This is a genomic window from Nonomuraea thailandensis (assembly GCF_024172165.1).
In the GTDB taxonomy this organism is placed as follows: Bacteria; Actinomycetota; Actinomycetes; order Streptosporangiales; family Streptosporangiaceae; genus Nonomuraea; species Nonomuraea thailandensis.
Window position 1 is genome coordinate 6,300,214 of record NZ_JAMZEB010000002.1, and the last position, 20,689, is coordinate 6,320,902.

23 protein-coding genes and 1 riboswitch are annotated in these 20,689 nt (G+C 72.8%); of the genes, 13 read left to right on the forward strand and 10 right to left on the reverse strand.

Annotated features, from left to right (window positions below):
• Position 1 precedes the first annotated feature (1 nt).
• From HD597_RS32405 to bldD, 4 genes are all read left to right on the forward strand, one after another.
• Positions 2-937 carry a carbamate kinase gene (locus HD597_RS32405; RefSeq protein ID WP_253746946.1) on the forward strand — a complete coding sequence of 312 codons (936 nt, stop codon included), beginning with the start codon at positions 2-4 and terminating at the stop codon, positions 935-937.
• 10 nt (positions 938-947) lie between these two features.
• Positions 948-2,369: an amino acid permease gene (locus HD597_RS32410; protein ID WP_253746947.1), complete on the forward strand. Its 1,422-nt coding sequence runs from the start codon at positions 948-950 to the stop codon at positions 2,367-2,369.
• Between the two features lies 1 nt (position 2,370).
• Positions 2,371-3,324: a universal stress protein gene (locus tag HD597_RS32415; protein ID WP_253746948.1), complete on the forward strand. Its 954-nt coding sequence runs from the start codon at positions 2,371-2,373 to the stop codon at positions 3,322-3,324.
• Between the two features lie 301 nt (positions 3,325-3,625).
• The gene (gene bldD, locus HD597_RS32420) at positions 3,626-4,120 is read left to right on the forward strand and encodes a transcriptional regulator BldD (protein WP_026214021.1); all 495 of its coding nucleotides are present in this window, start codon (positions 3,626-3,628) and stop codon (positions 4,118-4,120) included.
• 611 nt (positions 4,121-4,731) lie between these two features.
• Here the strand turns inward: bldD and HD597_RS66050 are convergent.
• The 3 genes from HD597_RS66050 to HD597_RS32435 form a co-directional block, all read right to left on the reverse strand.
• Positions 4,732-5,508, reverse strand: a complete 777-nt coding sequence (locus HD597_RS66050) for an SAV_6107 family HEPN domain-containing protein (RefSeq protein WP_308210728.1) — start codon at positions 5,506-5,508, stop codon at positions 4,732-4,734.
• A 132-nt stretch (positions 5,509-5,640) separates the two neighbouring features.
• A complete protein-coding gene (locus HD597_RS32430) occupies positions 5,641-5,832 on the reverse strand; it encodes a ferredoxin (RefSeq protein WP_253746950.1) in 192 nt (63 codons plus the stop codon).
• A 6-nt stretch (positions 5,833-5,838) separates the two neighbouring features.
• Positions 5,839-7,035, reverse strand: a complete 1,197-nt coding sequence (locus tag HD597_RS32435; RefSeq protein ID WP_253746951.1) for a cytochrome P450 — start codon at positions 7,033-7,035, stop codon at positions 5,839-5,841.
• A 96-nt stretch (positions 7,036-7,131) separates the two neighbouring features.
• Here HD597_RS32435 and HD597_RS32440 point away from each other — a divergent pair, with 96 nt between their 5' ends.
• Positions 7,132-7,737: a TetR/AcrR family transcriptional regulator gene (locus HD597_RS32440; RefSeq protein WP_253746952.1), complete on the forward strand. Its 606-nt coding sequence runs from the start codon at positions 7,132-7,134 to the stop codon at positions 7,735-7,737.
• Positions 7,738-7,828: 91 nt separating this feature from the next.
• The gene (locus HD597_RS32445; RefSeq protein ID WP_253746953.1) at positions 7,829-8,377 is read left to right on the forward strand and encodes a hypothetical protein; all 549 of its coding nucleotides are present in this window, start codon (positions 7,829-7,831) and stop codon (positions 8,375-8,377) included.
• On the opposite strand, the gene HD597_RS32450 is transcribed toward HD597_RS32445, so the two are convergent.
• Positions 8,361-9,242, reverse strand: a complete 882-nt coding sequence (locus HD597_RS32450) for a Rossmann-fold NAD(P)-binding domain-containing protein (RefSeq protein ID WP_253746954.1) — start codon at positions 9,240-9,242, stop codon at positions 8,361-8,363. The genes HD597_RS32445 and HD597_RS32450 overlap by 17 nt on opposite strands.
• A gap of 82 nt (positions 9,243-9,324) precedes the next feature.
• Between HD597_RS32450 and HD597_RS32455 the strand changes: the two genes are divergently transcribed.
• Positions 9,325-9,726 (forward strand): winged helix-turn-helix transcriptional regulator, encoded by a 402-nt coding sequence (locus tag HD597_RS32455; protein WP_253746955.1) that lies wholly within the window; start codon positions 9,325-9,327, stop codon positions 9,724-9,726.
• Here HD597_RS32455 and HD597_RS32460 read toward each other — a convergent pair.
• Positions 9,723-11,501, reverse strand: a complete 1,779-nt coding sequence (locus HD597_RS32460) for a hypothetical protein (protein WP_253746956.1) — start codon at positions 11,499-11,501, stop codon at positions 9,723-9,725. The two genes, HD597_RS32455 and HD597_RS32460, sit on opposite strands and share 4 nt — an antisense overlap.
• 102 nt (positions 11,502-11,603) lie before the next feature.
• Positions 11,604-12,422, reverse strand: a complete 819-nt coding sequence (locus HD597_RS32465; protein WP_253746957.1) for a L,D-transpeptidase family protein — start codon at positions 12,420-12,422, stop codon at positions 11,604-11,606.
• A 92-nt stretch (positions 12,423-12,514) separates the two neighbouring features.
• On the opposite strand from HD597_RS32465, the gene HD597_RS32470 reads away from it, so the two are divergent.
• Together HD597_RS32470 and HD597_RS32475 are read left to right on the forward strand one after the other, a co-directional pair.
• A complete protein-coding gene (locus HD597_RS32470) occupies positions 12,515-12,991 on the forward strand; it encodes a YbaK/EbsC family protein (RefSeq protein ID WP_253746958.1) in 477 nt (158 codons plus the stop codon).
• Positions 12,992-13,001: 10 nt separating this feature from the next.
• Positions 13,002-13,574 carry a GNAT family N-acetyltransferase gene (locus HD597_RS32475; protein WP_253746959.1) on the forward strand — a complete coding sequence of 191 codons (573 nt, stop codon included), beginning with the start codon at positions 13,002-13,004 and terminating at the stop codon, positions 13,572-13,574.
• A 146-nt stretch (positions 13,575-13,720) separates the two neighbouring features.
• Here the strand turns inward: HD597_RS32475 and metF are convergent, their stop codons facing one another.
• Positions 13,721-14,587, reverse strand: a complete 867-nt coding sequence (gene metF, locus HD597_RS32480) for a methylenetetrahydrofolate reductase [NAD(P)H] (protein ID WP_253746960.1) — start codon at positions 14,585-14,587, stop codon at positions 13,721-13,723.
• Between the two features lie 146 nt (positions 14,588-14,733).
• Between metF and HD597_RS32485 the strand changes: the two genes are divergently transcribed.
• Positions 14,734-15,801: a polyprenyl synthetase family protein gene (locus HD597_RS32485; protein ID WP_253746961.1), complete on the forward strand. Its 1,068-nt coding sequence runs from the start codon at positions 14,734-14,736 to the stop codon at positions 15,799-15,801.
• Between the two features lie 226 nt (positions 15,802-16,027).
• Here HD597_RS32485 and thiE read toward each other — a convergent pair whose 3' ends face one another.
• From thiE to HD597_RS32500, 3 genes are read right to left on the reverse strand one after another with little or no spacing between them, the layout of a single operon-like run.
• Entirely contained in the window at positions 16,028-16,666 is a 639-nt protein-coding gene (gene thiE / locus HD597_RS32490; protein WP_253746962.1) for a thiamine phosphate synthase, read from the reverse strand.
• Positions 16,644-17,018 (reverse strand): Rv2175c family DNA-binding protein, encoded by a 375-nt coding sequence (locus HD597_RS32495; RefSeq protein WP_225273880.1) that lies wholly within the window; start codon positions 17,016-17,018, stop codon positions 16,644-16,646. Before HD597_RS32495 ends, thiE begins: the two co-directional genes overlap by 23 nt.
• 30 nt (positions 17,019-17,048) lie before the next feature.
• Positions 17,049-18,212 carry an NAD(P)/FAD-dependent oxidoreductase gene (locus HD597_RS32500; RefSeq protein ID WP_253746963.1) on the reverse strand — a complete coding sequence of 388 codons (1,164 nt, stop codon included), beginning with the start codon at positions 18,210-18,212 and terminating at the stop codon, positions 17,049-17,051.
• A gap of 59 nt (positions 18,213-18,271) precedes the next feature.
• Positions 18,272-18,388, forward strand: a riboswitch (TPP riboswitch).
• Here HD597_RS32500 and HD597_RS32505 point away from each other — a divergent pair.
• The 3 genes from HD597_RS32505 (at position 18,357) to HD597_RS32515 (ending at position 20,591) form a co-directional block, all read left to right on the forward strand.
• A complete protein-coding gene (locus HD597_RS32505; protein WP_253746964.1) occupies positions 18,357-19,646 on the forward strand; it encodes an FAD-dependent oxidoreductase in 1,290 nt (429 codons plus the stop codon). (Overlaps the previous riboswitch by 32 nt.)
• Entirely contained in the window at positions 19,643-19,843 is a 201-nt protein-coding gene (gene thiS, locus HD597_RS32510; RefSeq protein WP_225273877.1) for a sulfur carrier protein ThiS, read from the forward strand. Before HD597_RS32505 ends, thiS begins: the two co-directional genes overlap by 4 nt.
• Positions 19,836-20,591, forward strand: a complete 756-nt coding sequence (locus tag HD597_RS32515) for a thiazole synthase (RefSeq protein ID WP_372513427.1) — start codon at positions 19,836-19,838, stop codon at positions 20,589-20,591. Before thiS ends, HD597_RS32515 begins: the two co-directional genes overlap by 8 nt.
• Positions 20,592-20,689 lie beyond the last annotated feature (98 nt).

The window sequence follows — 20,689 nt, forward strand, 5'->3', positions numbered from 1 at the left end:
CATGCGGGTCATCGTGGCGCTGGGCGGCAACGCGGTGCTGCGGCGCGGGCAGCGGCCCGACGCGGACGTACAGCTCGCCAACGTACGGGCGGCCGCCAGGGCGCTCGCCGCGCTGGCGGCCGAGCACGAGCTGGTCATCACCCATGGCAACGGCCCTCAGGTGGGCCTGCTGGCCATGCAGAGCGCCGCCGACCCCGGGCTGAACGCGCCGTACCCGTTCGACGCGCTCGGCGCGCAGACGCAGGGCCTGATCGGCTACTGGATGCAGCAGGCCCTGCAGAACGCGCTGCCCGGCAGGCAGGTGCTGGCCATGGTGACGCAGACGCTGGTGTCGGCGGTCGATCCGGCCTTCGCCGAGCCGTCCAAGTTCGTCGGCCAGGTCTACGAGCAGGAGGAGGCCGAGAAGCTGGCCGCCGAGCACGGCTGGACGGTGCGGCAGGACGGCCCGCACTGGCGGCGCGTCGTCCCGTCCCCGGCCCCGCAGCGCGTCGTCGAGACGCGGCTGATCCGGCGGATGGTGGGCGAGGGCGTGATCGTGGTGTGCGCGGGCGGCGGCGGGGTGCCCGTCGTGCGCGACGAGCGCGGCCGGCTGACCGGCGTGGAGGGCGTGGTCGACAAGGACCTCACCACCGCGATGCTGGCCGAGGCGCTGGAGTGCGACGCGTTCCTCAGCCTGACCGACGTGCCGCGCGTCATGCGGGGCTTCGGCACGCCGCACCAGAGCGAGATCGGCCACACCACCCCGCACGAGCTGCGCGCGCTCGACTTCCCCGCCGGGTCGATGGGGCCGAAGGTGGAGGCGGTGTGCCGGTTCGTGGAGACGACCGGCGACATGGCCGCCATCGGCAGGCTGGAGGACGCCGGGAGCATACTCGGCGGCTCAGCGGGCACCATCGTCACACCCAACGGCCGGTGGCCGCTGACGAGCACGTTGTAGGGGGTGTCCGATGACACTGGCCCGGCGGCTCCTGCGTACCAAGCCCACGGAGCGCATCGTGGCCGAGGGCGGTCACGGCGAGGGCGGCGAGCTGCGGCGCACCATGTCGCTGTGGCAGCTCACGCTCTTCAGCGTCGGCGCGACGCTGGGCACCGGGATCTTCGTGATCCTCGGGCAGGCGGTGCCCAAGGCGGGGCCGGCGGTGGTGCTGGCGTTCGTGCTGGCGGCGGTCACGGCGCTGTTCTCCGCGCTGTCGTACGCCGAGCTGGCCGGCACGATCCCGGTGTCCGGCTCGTCCTACTCCTACGCGTACGCGACGCTGGGCGAGCTCGTGGCCTGGATCTGCGGCTGGTGCCTGATGCTGGAGTACGCCGTCTCCGTGGCGGCCGTGGCCGTAGGCTGGGGCGAGTACCTGAACTCGTTCCTGCGCGCGCTGTTCGGCTTCGAGCTGCCCGAGGCGATCACCCGCTCCCCCGGCCAGGACGGCGGCGTGGTGAACGTCACCGCGATCGTCATCGTGCTGCTGGCCACGTGGCTGCTGCTGTACGGGGCGTCCGAGAGCGCCCGGGCGAACGCCTTCTTCGTGCTCATCAAGATCGCGGTGCTGCTGTTCTTCTGCGTGGTGACCTTCACGGCCTTCCAGTCGGGGAACCTCGCGCCGTTCGCCCCCATGGGCGTGGCCGGCATCACCGCGGCGGCCTCGCAGGTCTTCTTCTCCTACATCGGCTTCGACGCCGCCTCCACCGCCGGTGAGGAGGCCAGGAACCCCAGGCGCGACCTGCCGCTGGCGATCATCCTGTCCCTGGCCATCGTGACGGCCGTCTACGTGCTCGTGGCGCTGGCCGCCGTCGGCGCGATGCCGTGGACCGACTTCGACCCCGACAACACCGAGGCGAGCCTGTCGTACATCGCCGACCTGGCCGTGGGCGCCACCTGGCCCGGCCTGATCGTCTCCTTCGGCGCGGTCATCGCCATCGCCAGCGTCGTGCTCACCGTCATCTACGGGCAGACGCGCATCCTGTTCGCGATGTCCCGCGACGGGCTCATCCCCCGGATCTTCCAGAAGGTCAACCCCCGGCGGCAGGTGCCGATCGCCAACACCCTCATCGTGGCCGCGTTCATCTCCGTGCTGGCCGGGCTGGTGCCGCTCGGGCAGCTCGCCGAGGCGACCAGCATCGGCACGCTGTTCGCCTTCGCCATCGTCAACGTCGGCGTGCTCGTGCTGCGGTACCGCAGCCCCGAGCTGCCGCGCAGCTTCCGCACGCCGCTGTTCCCCGTCACCCCCGTGCTGGGCGCGATCATGTGCGTCGTGGTCATGGCGGGGCTGGCCGGGGTGACCTGGCTGGCGTTCGGGCTGTGGATGCTCGCGGGGCTGATCTGCTACTTCCTGTACGGCTATGGCCATTCGCGGCTGAATGCCGAGGTGCGCTGAGATGAAGCTCGACGAGGTGCTGGCCGGCTATGGCCCCGGATCGCGGGGGCGCGACGGGCTGGCGCTGGCCGTACTGCTGGCCGGGCAGGCGCACGCCCGCCTGACGGTGGCGACCGTGCAGCCGCCGGCCCGCTCCACGCCGGGGCCCGCCAGGGCCGAGGAGAGCGCCTGGCGCGCCTACCTGCGCGAGCAGGCCGAGGCGACGCTCGCCCAGGCCCGCGAGCTGGTGGCCGAACTCGCCGGACGGGCGGGCCGGGGCGCCGGGGCCGGAGGCGGCGGGCTTGAGGGCGGCGGCGTCGAGTTCGTCGCGCACACTCACCGGGGCAGCGGGCGCGGGCTGGTGGAGCTGGCGCGCAGGCGCGGCGCCGGCGTCGTGGTGATCGGCTCGGCCCCTGGCGGCGGCAGGGGGCGCATCTCGGTGGGCAGCACCGCTGACCAGCTCCTGCACTCCTCCTCCGTTCCCGTCCTGCTCGCCCCGCGCGGCTACGGCGACCGGCCGCCGGCCGCCATCGACCGCCTCACCGTCGCCTACCGGCGCGGCCCCGGCTGCGACGCGGCGGTCACGGACGCGGCGCGGACGGCCGCGGCGCTCGGCGTGCCGCTGCGGCTCGTCACCCTGGTGATCAGCAGTGGCAGGCGGGCGAGGATCGAGGAAGAGATGCTCGTACGCCTGCGCGACCAGGCGGCGGCCGACCTCCACGCGGCGGCGCGAGGCCAGCGGCCGTCGGGACGACGACCCGGAGGGCAGCCCGCGGGGCTGCCCGTGGAGGTCGAGGTGCTGGAGGGCCGCAACGTGGCCCAGGCACTCGGGACGACCTCGTGGCTGCCCGGCGAGATGATCATATGCGCTTCCAGCGACACCGGGCCACTCAGGCGGGTCTTCCTCGGGGACACCTCGCTGAAGATCGTCCGGGCCTCGACCTGCCCTGTCATGATTCTCACTCGTGAGCCCTGACCGCGGGAATTTCTCGTCAAAACCTGACGAAGTCATCGTTGCCACTGGGACATGAGGGGCGATTGTGGCGATCCGTACCGGACCGGATTCGGCATCTTTTTTCCAATCAGCTTGACCTTAGGCGTCCACCCCTTTACCGTCACTGTGCGTAACCACACCGCGCGGCGTTCTGGGGTAAACCCAGAGCCATGGCTACCGATGGTGCCGACCCAGGCACCAGACCCCCCGGTGGCCCGGGCATACGCCGCAAGGGAGCACAATCTACTGAGAGCGATACATACGAGAGCCGGGGGGCCACACGATGCCGTCTGAGTACGCAAAGTCGCTGGGTGCACGACTCCGCGCCATCCGCACCCAGCAGGGCCTGTCCCTGCATGGAGTCGAAGAGAAGTCGCGTGGCAGGTGGAAAGCCGTAGTCGTGGGCTCCTATGAGCGTGGCGACCGAGCGGTGACCGTGCAGAAGCTTGCCGAGCTTGCCGACTTCTACGGGGTGCCCGTCTCCGAGCTGCTGCCGGGCGGAGCCGCCCCCAGCCCGCTCGGGCCGACGCCCAAGCTTGTGATCGACCTGGAGCGGCTCGCGACGCTGCCGAAGGAGAAGGCCGGAGCCCTGGCCCGGTACGCCGCCACCATCCAGAGCCAGCGTGGCGACTACAACGGCAAGGTGCTGTCGATCCGCCAGGAGGACCTGCGCTCCCTGGCCGTGATCTACGACAAGTCGCCGAGCGAGCTGACCGAGGAGCTCATCAGCTGGGGCGTCCTCGACGCCGAGGCCCGCCGGGCCGTGGAGTCGTTCTGACGTCCTGAGTTCGTCCGGGTCTCGGGGCTCTTGTGGTCCCGAGTCCGTTTCCGGGTCGCGAGACGGTCCCGTCAGCAGCTCGTTCCGGCTTCGTGAGGCCGCTTCGAGACCCGTGGTTTTTGCAGGTCGCCCGCTCCGACCGATGGGCTCGCCGCACTCCGGCGAGCCCATCGGCATGTCCGGCGTCATCGCGGCACATACGCTCCCGGCACGCGCACGCCCCGGCACGCGCACGCTCCCGGCGCGGCCTCACCCTCGCCACGCCCGGCCGGCTCAGCATCCGGCCGGCTCAGCACCTGACCCGCGACACGTGCGACCGCCTCGGTTCTCACCACGCGAATCCCGCCCGCGCGGTGGCTGCCCCCGCAGTGGCCGCCCGCGCAGTGCCCGAACGCCCGGCCGGCGCGTCGTGGTCCGTCCCGTCGGCTGGAGGGCGTGAGGCGGCGGCGAGGGCCGCAGGGCTCGGGCAAGCCGGCGTGGGGCAGTGCAGCGCCGAACTCGGGGACGGCGCAAGGCCAAGCCTTCCTGGCCGCGCAGCACCGAGCCGTCGTGGCGGCGCGAAATCGCGCCTCCGCAGCCCCTTCACGGCCGCGGAATCATGCCTCCGGGGCTCAGCCCGCCAGCGGCACGTCCACCGGAAGTTGCGGCTGGCTAGGGACCCCGAGGATGCCCTCGACGGTCGAGACGAACGTCTCCGCCTCCGCCAGGATCTCGTCCGCGTCCGCCGCGCTGATCCGGCGGACCATCCCCGCCTCCGCGGCCGCGCGCTTGGCGGCGGTGTCCGCGAAGTAGGAGGCCCACTGGGCCAGGTCGGGCTCCGCCTCGGGCAGCAGCTCCCAGGCGCTGCGCAGCCGGCGACGACGGCCCTCGGTGGGACGGGGGTGGGCGGCGAGGATCGCCGCTGCCGCTCGCAGAGCCGCCAGGTGGGCGGCCACATATCGGGATGCCGGGGTGCGAGCGCCGGTCGCCTCCGCCAGGCAGGAACGTGAATCGGTCAGGTGTGCCCGAACCGCAGGCGACAGCCGGGGCCCGGGCGTGTCTCTAGGCCGTGGTGCCATCTTGCGCGCCTCCTCTGGAGTCGTGGGCGGCGTCCGGCTTCTGCGCCGATGGAGCCAACAATCGCAGACGCCACCGACATTTCCGCCGGGCAGGCCGGACGAGGAGCTTCCCCTCTCCCCGTCCGGCCAGGACACGCCCACTCGTCTCCGCCGACGACGAGGACGCACCCTTCGCCCGGGAACCTGGCCGCGGGAATCGCTTGGAGAAGCGAACGGCCCGCGACCAGGTCCTGGTGACGTTGAGCCGCGAGCCCCACCGTCACTAGGTCGAACATAATTTCGATCACGCCCCGTTGTCAACCGATCCACGAACATAGGTTCGATGACCATGAAGTGAAAGGATCGACACGCGACGGAGACGGCCCGGTCGGCGACGGCGCAGACGAAAGAGCCGCCGCCGCGGTCAGGGATGCGGCGACGGCGAACGGGTGCTGTCAGGGCGGTGTCAAGACGCGGCCCGCGTCAGGAGACCGAGATCGCCCCCGACGGGCAGAGGGTCACGGCGCGGCGAACGGCCTCCTCCAGCTCCTGCGGCGGCTCGTCCTGCAGGAGGAGGACCGTGCCCTCGTCCTCGCTCTGGTCGAACACCTTCGGCACCGTCAGCGCGCACATGCCCGCACCGATGCACACCGTCGTATCTGCCTTGATTTCCATCGCGACCTACCAAGTGACAGGGAGGCGGTGCACTCCGTAAATACTCATGTCCGAGCGCATCGGCACCTCCTCGGGTGTTACCGCCAAGCGTAGGCCAGGGAAGCGGCGCAGCAGCGCAGGGTAGGCGATGCGCATCTCCGCGCGGGCGAGCTGCTGGCCGAGGCACTGGTGGATGCCGTGGCCGAACGTCAGGTGCCCGCCGGCCGGCCGGGTGACGTCGAGCCGCTCGCCGTCGGGGAAGCGGGCGGAGTCGCGGTTGGCGGTGGGCAGGTGGATGGTGACGGTCTCACCGGCCCTGATCGTGACGCCCTCGATCTCGACGTCCTCCAGCGCCGAGCGGATCGGGCCCAGATGGATGATCGTGAGGTGGCGCAGCAGCTCCTCGACACCGTTGTCCGCCAGGGAGGGGTCGTCGCGCAGGGCGGCGAGCTGGCCGGGGTTCGTGAGCAGCGCGTACGTCCCCAGCCCCAGCATGTTGGCGGTCGTCCCGTGCCCGGCGATGAGCAGCAGCACCCCGACCCCGGTCAGCTCCTCGTCGCTCAGCTCCCCGCCTTCGACGAGCCCGCTGAGCAGGTCGTCGCCGGGCTCCTTGCGCTTGCGCCGGACGAGCCCGTGGAGGTAGGCCGAGATGCCGCCGAGCGCCGCGATCGCGTCGTCCGCCTTGGCCTCCAGGCTGGCCAGGACCTTGGTGTCGGCCTGGAACTGCGCGCGTTCCTCGTACGGCACCCCGAGCAGCTCGCAGATCACCAGCGAGGGGATCGGCAGCGCGAACTCCTGGACGAGGTCCACGGGCGGGCCGGCGGCCTCCATGGCGTCGAGGCAGGCGTCGGTGATCTCCTCGATGCGGGGCTCCAGCGTCTTCATCCGGCGCACCGTGAACTGCCCGGTCAGCAGCCTGCGGAAGCGCGTGTGTTCGGGCGCGTCCATGCGCAGGAAGAACCCGGGCGGCACGCGCAGTTGCTCCGGCCTGGTCGCCAGCTCCATCCGGGCGGACGGGATCGGCGGGTGCATGTGCTCGGGCCGGTTGCTGAAGTGCGGGCTGGCCAGCACCGCGCGGGCGGCGGCATGGCCGGTCACGAGCCAGCCCTGGTGGCCGTCGGCGTACGTCATGCGGTGGATCGCGCCCTGTTGTCGCAGCGCCGTGAGTTCGTCGGGCGGGTCGAGGGGGCGCTGGCGGGCGGTGGGCAGGGTCAGTTCTGACATGTTCCGCTCCTTTCCGAGCTCTCCCTCCCAGAAAACCTCATTGAATGCAAAATTTCAATGGATGAAAACAATTAGGACGTGCAGTATAGTTCCGGCATGGTGGAAGGGCTCCGGGAGCGCAAGAAGCAGCGCACGCGTCAGGCACTGATCGAGGCGGCGCTGCGGCTGTTCCTGGAGAAGGGCTTCGAGGAGACCACGCTCGCGGAGATCGCGGAGCAGGCCGACGTGTCCACCCGCACGTTCTTCAGCTACTTCGCCGGCAAGGAGGACGTGGTCTTCTACGACACCGCGGCCCGGCTGGACCTGGCGCTCGGGGTGCTGGAGGGCAGGCGCCCCGACGAGAGCGTGACCGGCGTGCTGATGAGGATCGTCGAGGAGAGCTTCGAGCAGGCGGTCTCGTACCAGGACCTGACGAGCGAGGACGCGGCGCTGCGGGTGCGGCTGATCCTCACGGAGCCCGCGTTGCAGGCGCGGGCGCTGCTCCTGCTGTTCGACACCCAGCTCAAGCTGGCCGAGGGGCTGCACGAGGCGTTCCCCGAGCTGACGCGGGTGGACGCCGCCGCGGCGGTGGGCGCGCTGATCGGGGCCGTCAAGCTGGGCGTCATGGCCACCCTGGAGGACGAGCAGACGCTGGCGGACATCCTGGGCACCGCGCGCCGCGCGGCCGAGGTCGCCATCTCCGGCCTGCGCGCCCTCGGGTAGCGCCCGTCCGCTCCGCGCGATCGCGCGTGCAGAGCGCCCGGCTCCTTCTGAGAAGCTGTCTCACGGAAACCGCCGCGGGAGGGGAGAGCGGATGGCGGGAAGCGGTCGCCCGGCGGGGCTCGTGCTGCTGGCCCTGGGGCCGGTGCTGGCGGCGGCGTACGCGGGCGCGGGCCATCTGGCCGTCCGCGCGGCGGTGCGCGCGCAGACCACCGGCCCCGAGTGGGAGGGCGGCAGGATCGACGGGTCGGGGCTGACCTCGCTGGGCGTGGACACGTGGCGGCTGACCTGGTGGACCGCCATGGTGGTGGGCCTGGCGGCGGTGGCCTACCTGGTCTTCGGGGTGTTGCTGCTGCGGGAGCGGCGCGGCCGGGCGCTGATCCTCGTGGTGTCGGGCGTGCTCATCGTCCCCTACGCGCTGGGGTTCGCGGTCGCGCTGTTCAATCCCGTCAGAGGGCTGGCCGGCCTGTACGACTCCCCCGACTTCCTCGCGGGCCTGCCCTGGTGGCAGCCGTACACGGCCTGGCTGCTGCTGGCCGGCGGGCTGGCGCAGGCCGTGGGGATGGTCATGGCCGCCGCGCACGGCAGGCGCGCGGCCCCGCAGCCGCCTCCGGAGGCCGCGGAGGTCAACGGGCAGGGCTGACGCCCGCCCGCACGGTCGCCGCGATCAGGTCGCGGGCCGGCCGGGGCGCGTCCAGGAACGCGGGCAGGTCGCTCCGCCCGGCCTCCAGCAGGCCGGCCCCGATGTTGGAGAAGGTCGAGATCGTGTGGCCCGCCTGGTACGCCTCCAGCCCGGCCAGCCCCGCCCTGGCGTCCCCCAGCGGCACCGGACGGTAGGCGACGGGCCGCCCCAGCACCTCGGAGAGCACCTCGGCCAGGTCGTGCCCGCCGACCGCGCTCACGCCCTCCAGCTCGTACGTCCTGCCCGCGTGCCGCCGCGCCCCGCCCGACACGACGTCCTGCCAGGCCTCGGCCGCCACGCGCACGGCCACGGCGGCCAGGTCCTGCCTGGCCGCCACCGACACCCGCCCCTCGCCGAGAGGAGCCGCGAACACCCCGCTGTCCGCCGCCGCGTGGACGCCGGCCAGCGCCAGCCCGGCGGGGATCTCGGCGTACAGGGCGTTGCGCAGCACCGTGACGTCGAAGGGCGCCTCGGCCAGCCGCGCCTCGGTCCACCGGTGGGCCAGGGCGATCGTGAGCCGCTCCCCCGACCCCGCCAGGCTGGTGTAGATCACGTGCTCGACGCCCGCGGCGGCCGCGGCCCGTACGACCGCGCCGTGCCGGGCGAGCACGACGTCGTCCTCGGCGTACCCGGCGGACACGAACACCAGCACCCGCGCCCCTTCGAACGCCCGCTCCAGCGTCGCGGGCCGGTCGAAGTCGGCGAGCCGCACCCCGGCTCCGCCGCCCGAGCTGCTGGCCCCCGCGGCCTGCGGCCCGCCGGCGGCCCGCAGCCCGCCGAGGATCGCTCCGCCCAGTGCCCCGGACACGCCCGTCACGACAATCATGGGTCCCCCTAATGTGGATCTGCCAGGTGAAACGAACCCCAGCATGGGCGAGGCCCCGCGCTCGCCGTAAGGAGGCACTCTCATGTCAGTCGCGCACACGGAGGTAACCCACCAGGCCGCGGGCCCGTGCGGGGACGACGACTGCGGCATCAGGGACGTGCTCGACCGCATCGGCGACAAGTGGACGGTGCTGGTGATGGTGGAGCTGGCCAAGGGGGTGCGCCGGTTCAGGGAGCTGCACCGGGCGGTGCCGGGCATCTCGCAGCGGATGCTGACGCTGACGACGCGGCGGCTGTGCCGCGACGGGCTCGTCGAGCGCACGGCGTTCGCGACGATCCCGCCGCAGGTGGAGTACCGGCTGACGCCGATGGGCCGCAGCCTCGCCGAGGCCGTGCAGCGGCTGGCCGACTGGTCGCGCGAGCACAAGGACGCCATGGAGGACGCCCGCACCCGCTGGGACGCCGGGCATCCCGGCGAGGGCTAGCAGCGCGACCAGGTGACCCAGCCGTGGCGGGCGCCGGTGACGGTCCAGCCCGCCGGCGGCGGCCCGGCCTCCTGCGGGACGACGGCGGTGCAGACGCCCTCGGGAGGCGTGCCGCGGAAGCGCTCGATCCCGGTCCACCACACGCGGTACGACAGCGGCACCCAGACGTTCCACTTCACCCCCGCCTCCACCGCCACCCGGCCGGGCGGAGACGGCGCGGGCAGCCAGTCGGGGCCCGGCGCCGGCGGGGCGGGTGCCAGGTGCACGACGAACGCCATCTGGATCAGGCCCAGGACGGCCGTGGCGAGCACCGCGGGCCTCCGGGCCAGGGCCGCGCCCGCCAGGCAGGCGAGCAGCGCCAGGGCGGACAGGGAGGCGGCGACCAGGTCGAGCGAGCCGGGCCGCTGCGTGAGAAAGATCACTTCAGGGAAGTCGAAGGCGATGAAGGCGTGCCGGTGCAGCCGGTCCCCCGCGTACCAGGCGACCACGCCGCCGGTCACGGCGAGTAACCCGGCAGCGGCCACCACGTGCCGCACCACCGAGAGCCACCCGGCCCCGGACAGTCCGCGTCCCGCCACGGAAGCCCGCCCGGCCCCGGCCTGCGCGCGTCCCGCCGCGGAAGCCCGCCCGGCCCCCGCCTGCGCGTGACCCGCCGCGGAAGCCCGCGCGGCCGGCAGGCGTCTCGCGCGCAGGAGGACCAGCATGCCCACGAGCGTCCACGCCACCGCCACGCACGCCAGGTAGCGGCCGTAGGCGAAGTTGCCGACCCGGTGCTCGTCCGGCAGGGCGGCCGAGGAGGCGTACGCGATGCCCAGGGTCAGCGTCAGCAGCGCCCCCGCCAGGACGCGCGGCACGAACGGCGCCGATCGCCGCGTCAGCAGGGCCGCCGCGCCCGCCAGCCCCACGCCCGCCAGGCCCCACGTGCCGGCTACGAGGTACCAGAGCTGCCCGGCGGCCCCCGACAGCGCCCACGCCTGCCCCTCCAGGCTCGTGAGGCGCTCGACCAGCAGCCCCGACAGGTCACGGGGCCCGCCGGGGTAGAGCGCGGCCCGCAGCGCCCCGTTGAGCGCGTCCCCGGCCACGGCGCCCGCGACCGCGCTCACCAGCGTCGCGATCAGGGCCGCGCGCGGCAGCCTGCGCCACAGCGCGACCAGCACGAGCAGGCACACCGCCACGATCACGGTCCCCCGCAGGTGCACCGCCATCGCGTACGCCGCCAGCCCGCCGGCGGCGGCCCCGGCCGCCACGCGCCGCCGCAGGGGCCCGCCCGCGACCAGGTCGTGCAGCGCGACCAGCCACCCCAGCACGACCACCGGCAGGACCGCGTCGGCCAGCGCGAACCCGGAGAACACCAGCAGCGAGGGCGACGATCCCGCCGTGAACGCCAGCGCCAGCGCCGCCCGCCTGCCGACGCGCAGCCGCCGCAGCAGCACGTACGCCACCGGGTACGCGCTCGCCGCCGCCACCGCCCCCACCCCGACGGCCAGCCGGTACGCGAGCCCGGGATCGGAGGTCAGCCAGAAGATCGGCACGAGCAGCAGCGCGTACCCGGCCTGGTAGAAGGTCGAGCCGGACAGATCGGCCCCCGCGCCGCCGGCCAGCCATCGGGCGGCCAGGAGGTAGCCGGTCTCGTCCGGGTTCGCCACGGGCGCGCCGTGGTAGCGGTTCAGCCACAGCCGCAGCGCCACCTGCGCGACCCATCCGGCGGCGAGCAGCCACCGCACCCGCGGCGCCGCCCCGCTCCGGGGTACGGGCGGAGCGGGCGTTCTCAGCATGAAAGCCGTAGTCATGAGATCCCCCAGAAGTTCGGGGGAAGCTCACCAGACCACGGATAACCGGCCTGTCACCGATTTCGGTTATGCGGGCGTTATCCGGCTTCAGGCACGCTTGTACGCGCCCTTGACGTGCACCGGGACACCCTTGCCCAGCAGCCCGGGCAGCTCCTCGGCCACGTTCATGGGCATGCGCACGCACCCGTGCGAGGCCGGGTAGAGCGGCACCGACAGCGCGCCGTGGAAGGCGATGCCGCCGTTGAAGAAGATCGGGTTGTACAGCTCGCCCAGGTACGACTTGTGCCAGCCGCCCACCCGCCACGTCGTGCGGTAGTCGCCCGTCGGCGTGCGGGCCGAGCCGCAGAAGCGCTGCTCCTTGCCCTGCCAGGTGGTGGTCTCGCAGTACGGGACGCCGCTGCCGGAGGAGATGTGGGTGATCAGCTTCACCTGGCCGCGCACGTACAGGACCATGACCTGCTTGCTGAGGTTGACCTCGGCGCGGGTCGCCTTGCCGTTCGGGACCAGGACCTTGGGCGCCCTGGGCGTCTCCAGCGCCTGCCACGTGCGCTTGGCGATGGTGCTGGTCGGCTTGATGCCGTTGACCTTCTGGAACGCCCAGACTGCGGCCAGCGTGGTGCCGCCGTACTGGCCGTCGATCCTGCCGGGGCGGTAGCCGAGCTCCTTGAGCCGCTTCTGCATCCAGGTGACGGACTTGCCCTTGGCGCCGAGCCGGAGCGTCTTGCGCGGCGCGATCACGGGCTCGGGAGTGACGGCGGACGGGCCCTGCTGGGCGGCGGCCGCGGGAGGGGAGGCGGGCGGCGGAGCCTCTGCCCGCCGTTCCGCGTGCTGCGTGCCGCAACCGGAGACGGCGACCGCTCCGGCCGTCAGAAGAGCAGCCACCCCGGGCAGCCGTCGAACCCGCACCCGTACCACCTCTCCTAAAGAACGGATCAGGGGACCCTACACCACTTACCAGGAATGGGTAATAGGGGCGTCAATATGTTTAGAGTGTCCCCATGTCTGAGAAGTTGCCTGCGAACGCCGTCATCGTGGAATCCGCTCTGCGCGCACTGGGCGCGAACGGCGAGATCGTGGTCCTGCCCGAGAAGGCGCCCACGGCCGCGACCGCGGCGGCGCAGCTCGGGTGCGAGGTGGGCGCGATCGCCAACAGCCTGATCTTCGACGCCGACGGCGCGCCGCTGCTCGTGCTGACCAGCGGCGCGCACCGGGTGGACGTCGACCTGATCGCCCGTACGGCGGGGGTCGAGCGGGTACGCCGGGCGACGCCGGAGTTCGTCAGGGAGGCCACCGGGCAGCCCATCGGCGGCGTGGCCCCGGTGGGGCATCCCGCGCCCGTGCGCACGCTGGTGGACAACTGGCTGGGCAAGCACGAGGTGGTGTGGGCCGCGGGCGGGCATCCGCACACGGTGTTCCCGACGACGTTCGACGAGCTCGTGCGGATCACCGCAGGCACGCCGGTGGACGTCGAGTAGTGTGCGACGAGTGATCGAGTTTCGCGGGGCCGGGCCGGCCGAGTTCACCGAGCGGCTGGAGACGGTGATCGATATTTACACGGCGGCCATGAACCCGCCGGAGGAGCAGATCAACGGCCGCAAGACCATCATGCGAAATCACGCGACATATCCCAATTTTCAGTGCTATTTCGCGGAATTGCGTGATTCATCCCCAGATATGCCCGCTCCGGAACCCGTGACCGTCGGCTTCGCGTACGGATTCCGGGGCGCGCCCGGGCAGTGGTGGCACGACGTCGTCCTGCGGGGCCTGGCCGACCGCCTGGGCGAGGAGGCGGCGCACGCCTGGATGGGGCACGCGTTCGAGCTGGCCGAGATCCACGTGCACCCCGACTACCAGGGCAAGGGCGTCGGCCGCGCCATGATCACGACGCTGTGCGCCGGCCGCCGCGAGCGCTCGGCCGTGCTGTCCACCCACGACCAGCCCACGGCCGCCCGCCACCTCTACGCCAGCATGGGCTTCGGCGACCTGCTGACGAGGTTCGTCTTCCCCGGCGGCTCGGAGGAGTACGCCATCGCGGGCCGCCCGCTGCCCTTGACCTGAACTGGTAAAGCCATGACCTGAGGGTTTGCCGTGCCATGACGCGGGGCACGATCAATGACGGAAAGTAGCCGACCCTTTACCCGCCGCCCATCTTCCCCTGCCCGTCACCCGCCCGATCCCCCTGCGGGCGGGTGGCGGGCGCTCACTCACGCGGAGGCGGGCAGCCGCTCCAGCCGCTGGAACACCTCGCGCGACGCGCTCGACCGGTTGAACGTGATGAAGTGGATGCCCGGCGCGCCCTCGTCGAGCAGCCGCTGGCACAGCTCGGCGCCGTGCTCGATGCCCAGCCGCCGCACCGCCGCCGGATCGTCCTTGACCGCCTCGAACCTGGCCGCCACGTCGGGCGGGAACGGCGCCCCGGAAAGCTGCTCCGACCTGGCGATCGTGCTCATCTGCGTGACCGGCATGACGCACGGGATGATCGGCGTGTCACAGCCCTTGGCCGCCACCCGGTCACGCAGCCGGAGGTAGTCGTCGGCCTGGAAGAACATCTGCGTGATCGCGTAGTCGGCCCCGGCCCGGCACTTGGCGACGAAGTAGTCGGTGTCGGACTCGACGGACGGCGAGCGCGGGTGCTTGAACGGGAAGGCCGCCACGCCGACGCAGAAGTCGCCCGCCTGCCGGATCAGCCGCACCAGCTCCTCGGCGTAGAGCACGCCCTCGGGGTGCTGCACCCACTCGCCCATCGGGTCGCCGGGCGGGTCGCCGCGCACGGCCAGGATGTTGCGCACCCCGGCGTCGGCGAAGCGCCCCACGAGGTGCCGCAGCTCGCGGATCGAGTGGTCGACCGCGGTGAAGTGCGCGACAGGGGTGAGCGTGGTGTCGTGGGCGATCCGCTCGACGATGTCGACCGTGCGGTCGCGGGTGGAGCCGCCGGCGCCGTACGTCACCGACACGAAGGTCGGCCGCAGCGACTCCAGCTCTCTGATCGCCCGCCACAGCTGCCGCTCGCCCTCGTCGGTCTTCGGGGGGAAGAACTCGAACGAGAACGACCGGCCACCGGAGGCGAGCATCTCGCGGACGGTGGGAACACGATCGGGCCGTATGGAGGGTCGACCAAGCGCCATGAGGCAAGGTTACCGTCACATCCTCGAGCCGGCGGGTGAGAGGAGCCACCTGGAGATCCGGACCTGTCCCCGGGGCCACTAGTCTCAGGGGCATGACCACTGACGCCGCCGGCATGGAGACCCTGCGCGCCCAGGTGGAGCGTGCCCTCGCCGACTTCGTCGAGCGGAAGCTGCCCTCCGCCGACGACCCCGAGTTCGCTCCGCTGCGCACGGCGGCCGACGAGCTGCTGTCCGGCGGCAAGCGGCTGCGCCCCGCGTTCTGCTACTGGGGCTGGCGCGGCGCCGGCGGCACCGACGTGCCCGGCATCTTCACCGCCGCGGCCTCGCTGGAGCTGCTGCAGGCCAGCGCGCTGGTGCACGACGACGTGATGGACAAGAGCGACCTGCGCCGCGGCATGCCGTCCGCGCACCGCCGCTTCCAGGCGATGCACGAGAAGTCCGGCTGGTACGGCTCGGCCGAGCAGTTCGGCGAGGGCGCGGCGATCCTGCTCGGCAACCTGCTGCTCATCTGGTCGGGCGAGATGTGGCGCTCCAGCGGGCTGCCGCGCGAGTCCCTCGAAGTGGCCCAGCCCGTCCACGACCACATGCGCAGCGAGCTGATGTGCGGGCAGTACCTCGACCTGCTGGAGCAGGCCAACGGGGAGAACACGTTCGAGTCGGCGCTGCGGGTGGCGCTGTTCAAGAGCGGCAAGTACTCGGTGGAGCAGCCGCTCAGGCTCGGCCTGGCGCTCGCCGCCCGCGAGCTCGCGCCGTGGGTGGACGACCTGTGCACCGGGTACGGGCGGCGGGTCGGGATCGCCTTCCAGCTCCGTGACGACATCCTCGGGGTCTTCGGCGATCCGGCGCAGACGGGCAAGCCCGCCGGCGACGACCTGCGGGAGGGCAAGCGCACCATGCTCGTGGCCCGCACCCTGGCCGCCGCCACCCCCTCCGACGCGCGGACCGTGCGGCGGCTCCTCGGGGATCCCGAGCTGGACGAGGACGGGGTCGCCACGCTGCGCGGGATCATCGACGGCACGGGAGCGCTGCAGGAGTGCGAGGACCTGATCGGCGACTACCTGGGGCAGGCGCTGGCGGCCCTCGACACGGCGCCGGTCACCTCCGAGTCCCGGGCGGCGCTCACCGACCTCGCCATCGCGGCCACCTCCCGCAGGACGTGACCGTCACCCTCGCGCCGCCATCGGGGCGCGAGGGTACGACGCGCCTGGCGGGGGCGACGCGGCTCTCGCGAGGCGACGCGGGCGTGCGAGCGCTGCCGCTTGCGGGCCGTTGACGCAGGCGGCGCCGAACGCCGCAGCGCGGAAGCACCGCACGGCACAAGCCCGCGCACGCCAGGCAGCCGCCCGGCGTGGAGGCGCCCGCGGCGAGAAGCGGGCGCCCCTGTGCTCAGCCGGCCGACAGCCGCTTGGCGAACTCCGCCGCCGCCGCCCCGGGGTCGTCGGCGTCGGTGATCGCCCGCACCACCACCACGCGCCGCACCCCGAACGCCATCACCTCGTCCAGATTCCCGAGGTCGATGCCGCCGATCCCGAACCACGGCCGCGACGTCTCCAGCGACGCCGCGTGCCGCAGCAGCGACGGGCCGGGAGCCGGGCGGCCGGGCTTGGTCGGGGTGGGCCAGACGGGGCCGCAGCAGAAGTAGTCGACGCCCTCCTCCACGGCCGCGGCGGAAGCCTCGGCAGCGGAGTGGGTGGACCGTCCGATGACGATGTCGTCGCCGAGTATCTCTCGCGCGACCGTCACAGGAAGGTCGTCCTGCCCCAGATGGAGCACGTCGGGCCGGGCGGCGTAGGCGATGTCCGCCCGGTCGTTGACGGCCAGCAGCTTGCCGTGCCGGTCGCAGGCGTCGCGGAAGACTTCGAGGAGCGCGAGTTCTTCGCGGGCCTCCAGGCCCTTCTCCCGCAGCTGGATGATGTCCACGCCTCCGGCCAGCACCGAATCGAGGAACTCTGCCAGATCGCCGCGGTCGCGGCGGCCGTCTGTGCAGAGATAGAGGCGGGCCTCAGAAAGCGAGGGCTTGGGCACGCCGCTTGACCTCTGTGTGACGGCCGGCCTTGATCGCCTCGATGGGCGACCCTGGCAGGGACTCGTCTGGGGTGAAGAGCCAGCGCAGCGACTCGACATCGTCGTAGCCGGCGTCCTGCAACACGGTCAGCGTGCCGGGCAGGCCCTTCATCACGTCCTTTCCATCGAGGAACACCGCGGGCACTTGTGGCCCGCCGCTGCCCCGGCGCACGCCGAGGAGCTTGTGGTCCCGGAGGAGTTGCTTGGCCCGCCCGATCGGAAGGTCGAGGCGCGAGGCCACTTCGGGGAGGGTGAGCCACTCGTCAACGAGCTGGTCGGTCTCCCGGTCGATCTGTGCAACAGAAAGCGTCACGAAACCACAACTACCACATGCCGTGCTTGCTCAAACAACACAATCTCGTAGGGGTACTTGTGGATCTACCAGGCGTTCCGGGTCGAGGCGCGAGCCCGCGTCGATGATCCGGCGCCCCTGTACGAGGTCGCGGGGCCGGTCGACGGCCAGTACGGCGGCCAGGGTGCCGTCTCCGGCGAGCCACACGGCCGACCACTTGCCCTCGGGTTCGCCGCGGTGAACGAGCCGGTCACCCGCGGGATGATGGCCGGCGTACTGGAGCATGTGCCCGAACTGCTCCGACCAGAAGTAGGGCACCGGGTCGTACACCGCCTCCTCCCCCAGGAGCGTCGCGGCGGCGACCTCGGGGGCGTTGAGCGCGGTGTCCCAGTGCTCGACCCGCAGCCGGGTCCGCCAGCGGCGCGACCACCAGGCGGCGCAGTCGCCGACCGCGACGACTCCGGGCAGCGACGTGCGCAGGTGCTCGTCGGTGACGACGCCGTTGTGCAGGTCGATGTCTGCGTCGGCGAGCCATTCGACGGCCGGGCGCACGCCGATGCCGGTGACGACCACGTGGGCCTCGACGAACTCGCCGCCCACCAGCCGCACACCGCCCTCGTCCACCGAGTCGACCATGGTGCCCAGCCGCAGGTCGATGCCGTCGTACCAGGACAGCGTGCGCCCGCCGAGCTCGGCGCCGACGGCGGTCGAGAGCGGGGCGGAGGCGGACTCGACGACCGTCACCTCGCAGCCGGCGCGGCGGGCCGCGGTGGCGACCTCGGCGCCGATCCAGCCGGCGCCGATGATCGCGACCCGGGCTCCTGGGACGAGCATGGCGCGCAGCTCGTGCGCGTCGTCGAGGGTGCGCAGGACGTGCTGGGGGCCGTCGCCGGGCAGCCGGATCGGGTCGGCTCCGGTGGCGATGACCAGGCCGTCGTAGGCGACCTCGCCCTCGGTGGTCTCCACGACGCCCGCGCGCAGCGACTTGGCGCCGACGCCCGGCCAGAACTCGACGCCGAGCGTCTCCAGGTCGGTGTCGACGAAGCTGGTGTCGGCCTCGCCCTTCAGCACGGCCTTGGACAGCGGCGGGCGGTCGTAGGGCCGGTGCCGCTCCTGCCCGATCAGCGTGATCCGGCCGGTGAAGCCGCGCCCTCGCAGGGCCTCCACCGTACGCACTCCGGCCAGGCCCGCTCCCACCACCACGACATGGTTCACGTTGATGACCATAACGGGGGGCGTGCTCGGACAGCGCACCGAGGCCGTAGGCTGTCCGTTGTAAGACGCGCGGGAGTCCGGCCGTAACCGGGCTGAGAGGAAGGCTTTACCGGGCCTTCGACCGCAAGACACCTGATCCGGATCATGCCGGCGAAGGGAGCGCAGGTGGATGTGATCGTGGGTGGCGGGGTCGTCGGGCTCTCCGTGGCCTGGCGAACGGCACGCGCGGGGCGGGCCGTCACCGTGGTGGACCCGGCCCCCGGCAGGGGGGCCTCGTACGCGGCGGCGGGGATGCTGGCCCCGGTCAGTGAGGTGACCTACACCGAGGCGCCGCTGCTGCGGCTGGGGGTGGCCTCGCTGCGGCGCTGGCCCGCCTTCGCCGCCGAACTGGCCGCCGACGCGGGCCTGCCCGCGGGCACAGGCCCGGCCGCGGGCAAAGGGCCGGCATCGAGCGTCGAATCGGGCGCCGGGCCGGGGTTCGCCGAGGTGCGCGGGCTGGACCTGCGGGCCGACGGGACGCTGGACGTGGCGTTCGGGGCCGACGACCTGGCGGCGCTGGACGAGCTGGCCGCGTACATGGAGAAGCTTGGGCTGCCGGTCGAGCGGCTCACCGGGCGCGAGTGCCGCCGCCTGGAGCCCATGCTGGCCCCCTCCGTGCGCGGCGGCCTGCTGGCGCCCGGCGACGCGTGGGTGGACCCGCGCCGCGTGACAGCGGCCCTGCTGGCCGCGCTGGAACGGCTGGACGTCCCCGTGGTGCGGGCCCGGGCGACCGGGCTCCTGTACGAGGGCGGCCGGGTCGCGGGGGTCCGCCTCGCGCCGCCGGCCTCCGAGGACGGCCCGGACCTCCGGAGGGCCACCGGCCCGGACACCACCGGCCCGGACGCCGCCGGTCCTGACGCCGCCGCGCGGGAGGTCCTCCCCCACGAGGTGCGGGGTGAGCGGGTCGTGCTGGCGGCCGGGGCGTGGAGCTCCGAGCTGGCCGAGGTGCCGGTGCGGCCGGTCAAGGGCCAGATCATGCGGTTGCGCTCGCCGCAGCCGCTGCTCAGCCGGTGCGTACGCGGCTCCGTGCACGGCTCGTCCGTCTACCTGGTCCCCCGGGGCGACGGCGAGCTCGTGGTGGGGGCCACGCAGGAGGAGATGGGGTTCGACACCAGGGTGACGGCCGGCGGGCTCTACGAGCTGCTGCGGGACGCCAGGGAGCTGGTGCCGGGCGTCACCGAGCTGGAGGTCGCCGACGTGGTGGCGGGGCTGCGTCCGGGGACCCCGGACAACCTGCCGCTGATCGGCCCCGGCAGGACGCCCGGGCTGGCGTACGCGACCGGGCACCACCGGGGCGGCGTGCTGCTCGCCCCGCTCACGACCGCGATCCTGCTGGGCGAGGAGAGCGAACTGGCGGCGCTGTGCGCGCCGGGGAGATTTCGGGAAATTTCATGATTGTTGTGATCAACGGCTCCACCCACGAGGTGGCCGACGGCATGACCGTGGCGCAAGCCGTGCATACCCTGACCTCGGCCACCACCGGAGTGGCCGTGGCCGTGAACGACGAGGTGGTCACGCGCAGCACCTGGGAGACGACGGCGCTGCGCGACCGTGACCGCGTGGAGGTTCTGACGGCGGTGCAAGGTGGATGATCTGATCATAGCCGGGGAGAAGTTCTCCTCCCGGCTCATCATGGGGACGGGCGGCGCGCCCTCGCTGGAAGTGCTCGACCAGGCGCTGGCTGCGTCCGGCACCGAGCTGACCACGGTGGCGATGCGCAGGCTCGATCCGGGCGCCCGCGGCTCCGTGCTGGACGTGCTGCGCGAGCGCGACATCAAGGTGCTGCCCAACACCGCGGGGTGCTTCACCGCGGGCGAGGCCGTGCTGACCGCCCGGCTGGCCAGGGACGCCCTGGGCACGAACTGGGTCAAGCTCGAGGTCATCGCCGACGAGCGCACGCTGCTGCCCGACCCGATCGAGACGTTCGACGCGGCCGAGCGGCTGGTGGCCGACGGGTTCGTGGTGCTGCCGTACATCGGCGACGACCCGGCGCTGGCGCGGCGGCTGGAGCAGGCCGGCTGCGCGGCCGTGATGCCCCTGGGCGCGCCGATCGGCTCGGGCCTGGGCATCCGCAACCCGCACAACATCGAGCTCATCGTGGAGGCCGCCTCCGTGCCGGTCATCCTCGACGCCGGCATCGGCACGGCCAGTGACGCCGCGCTGGCGATGGAGCTGGGCTGCGACGCCGTGCTGCTGGCCACGGCCGTCACCAGGGCGCAGCGGCCCGACCTCATGGCGGCGGCCATGAAGGCGGCCGTGGTGTCCGGGCGGCTGGCGCGGCAGGCGGGCCGCATCCCGCGCCGCCGCTACGCCGAGGCCTCGTCCCCGACGACACCGTAGGACCCCCGTCCGGGTCACCGCCGATGCGGCCGTGACCGCAGGGGCCGATGTGCCGGTGAAGCCGCAGCGGGGGCGTTCCGACGGGAACGTCTCCGCAT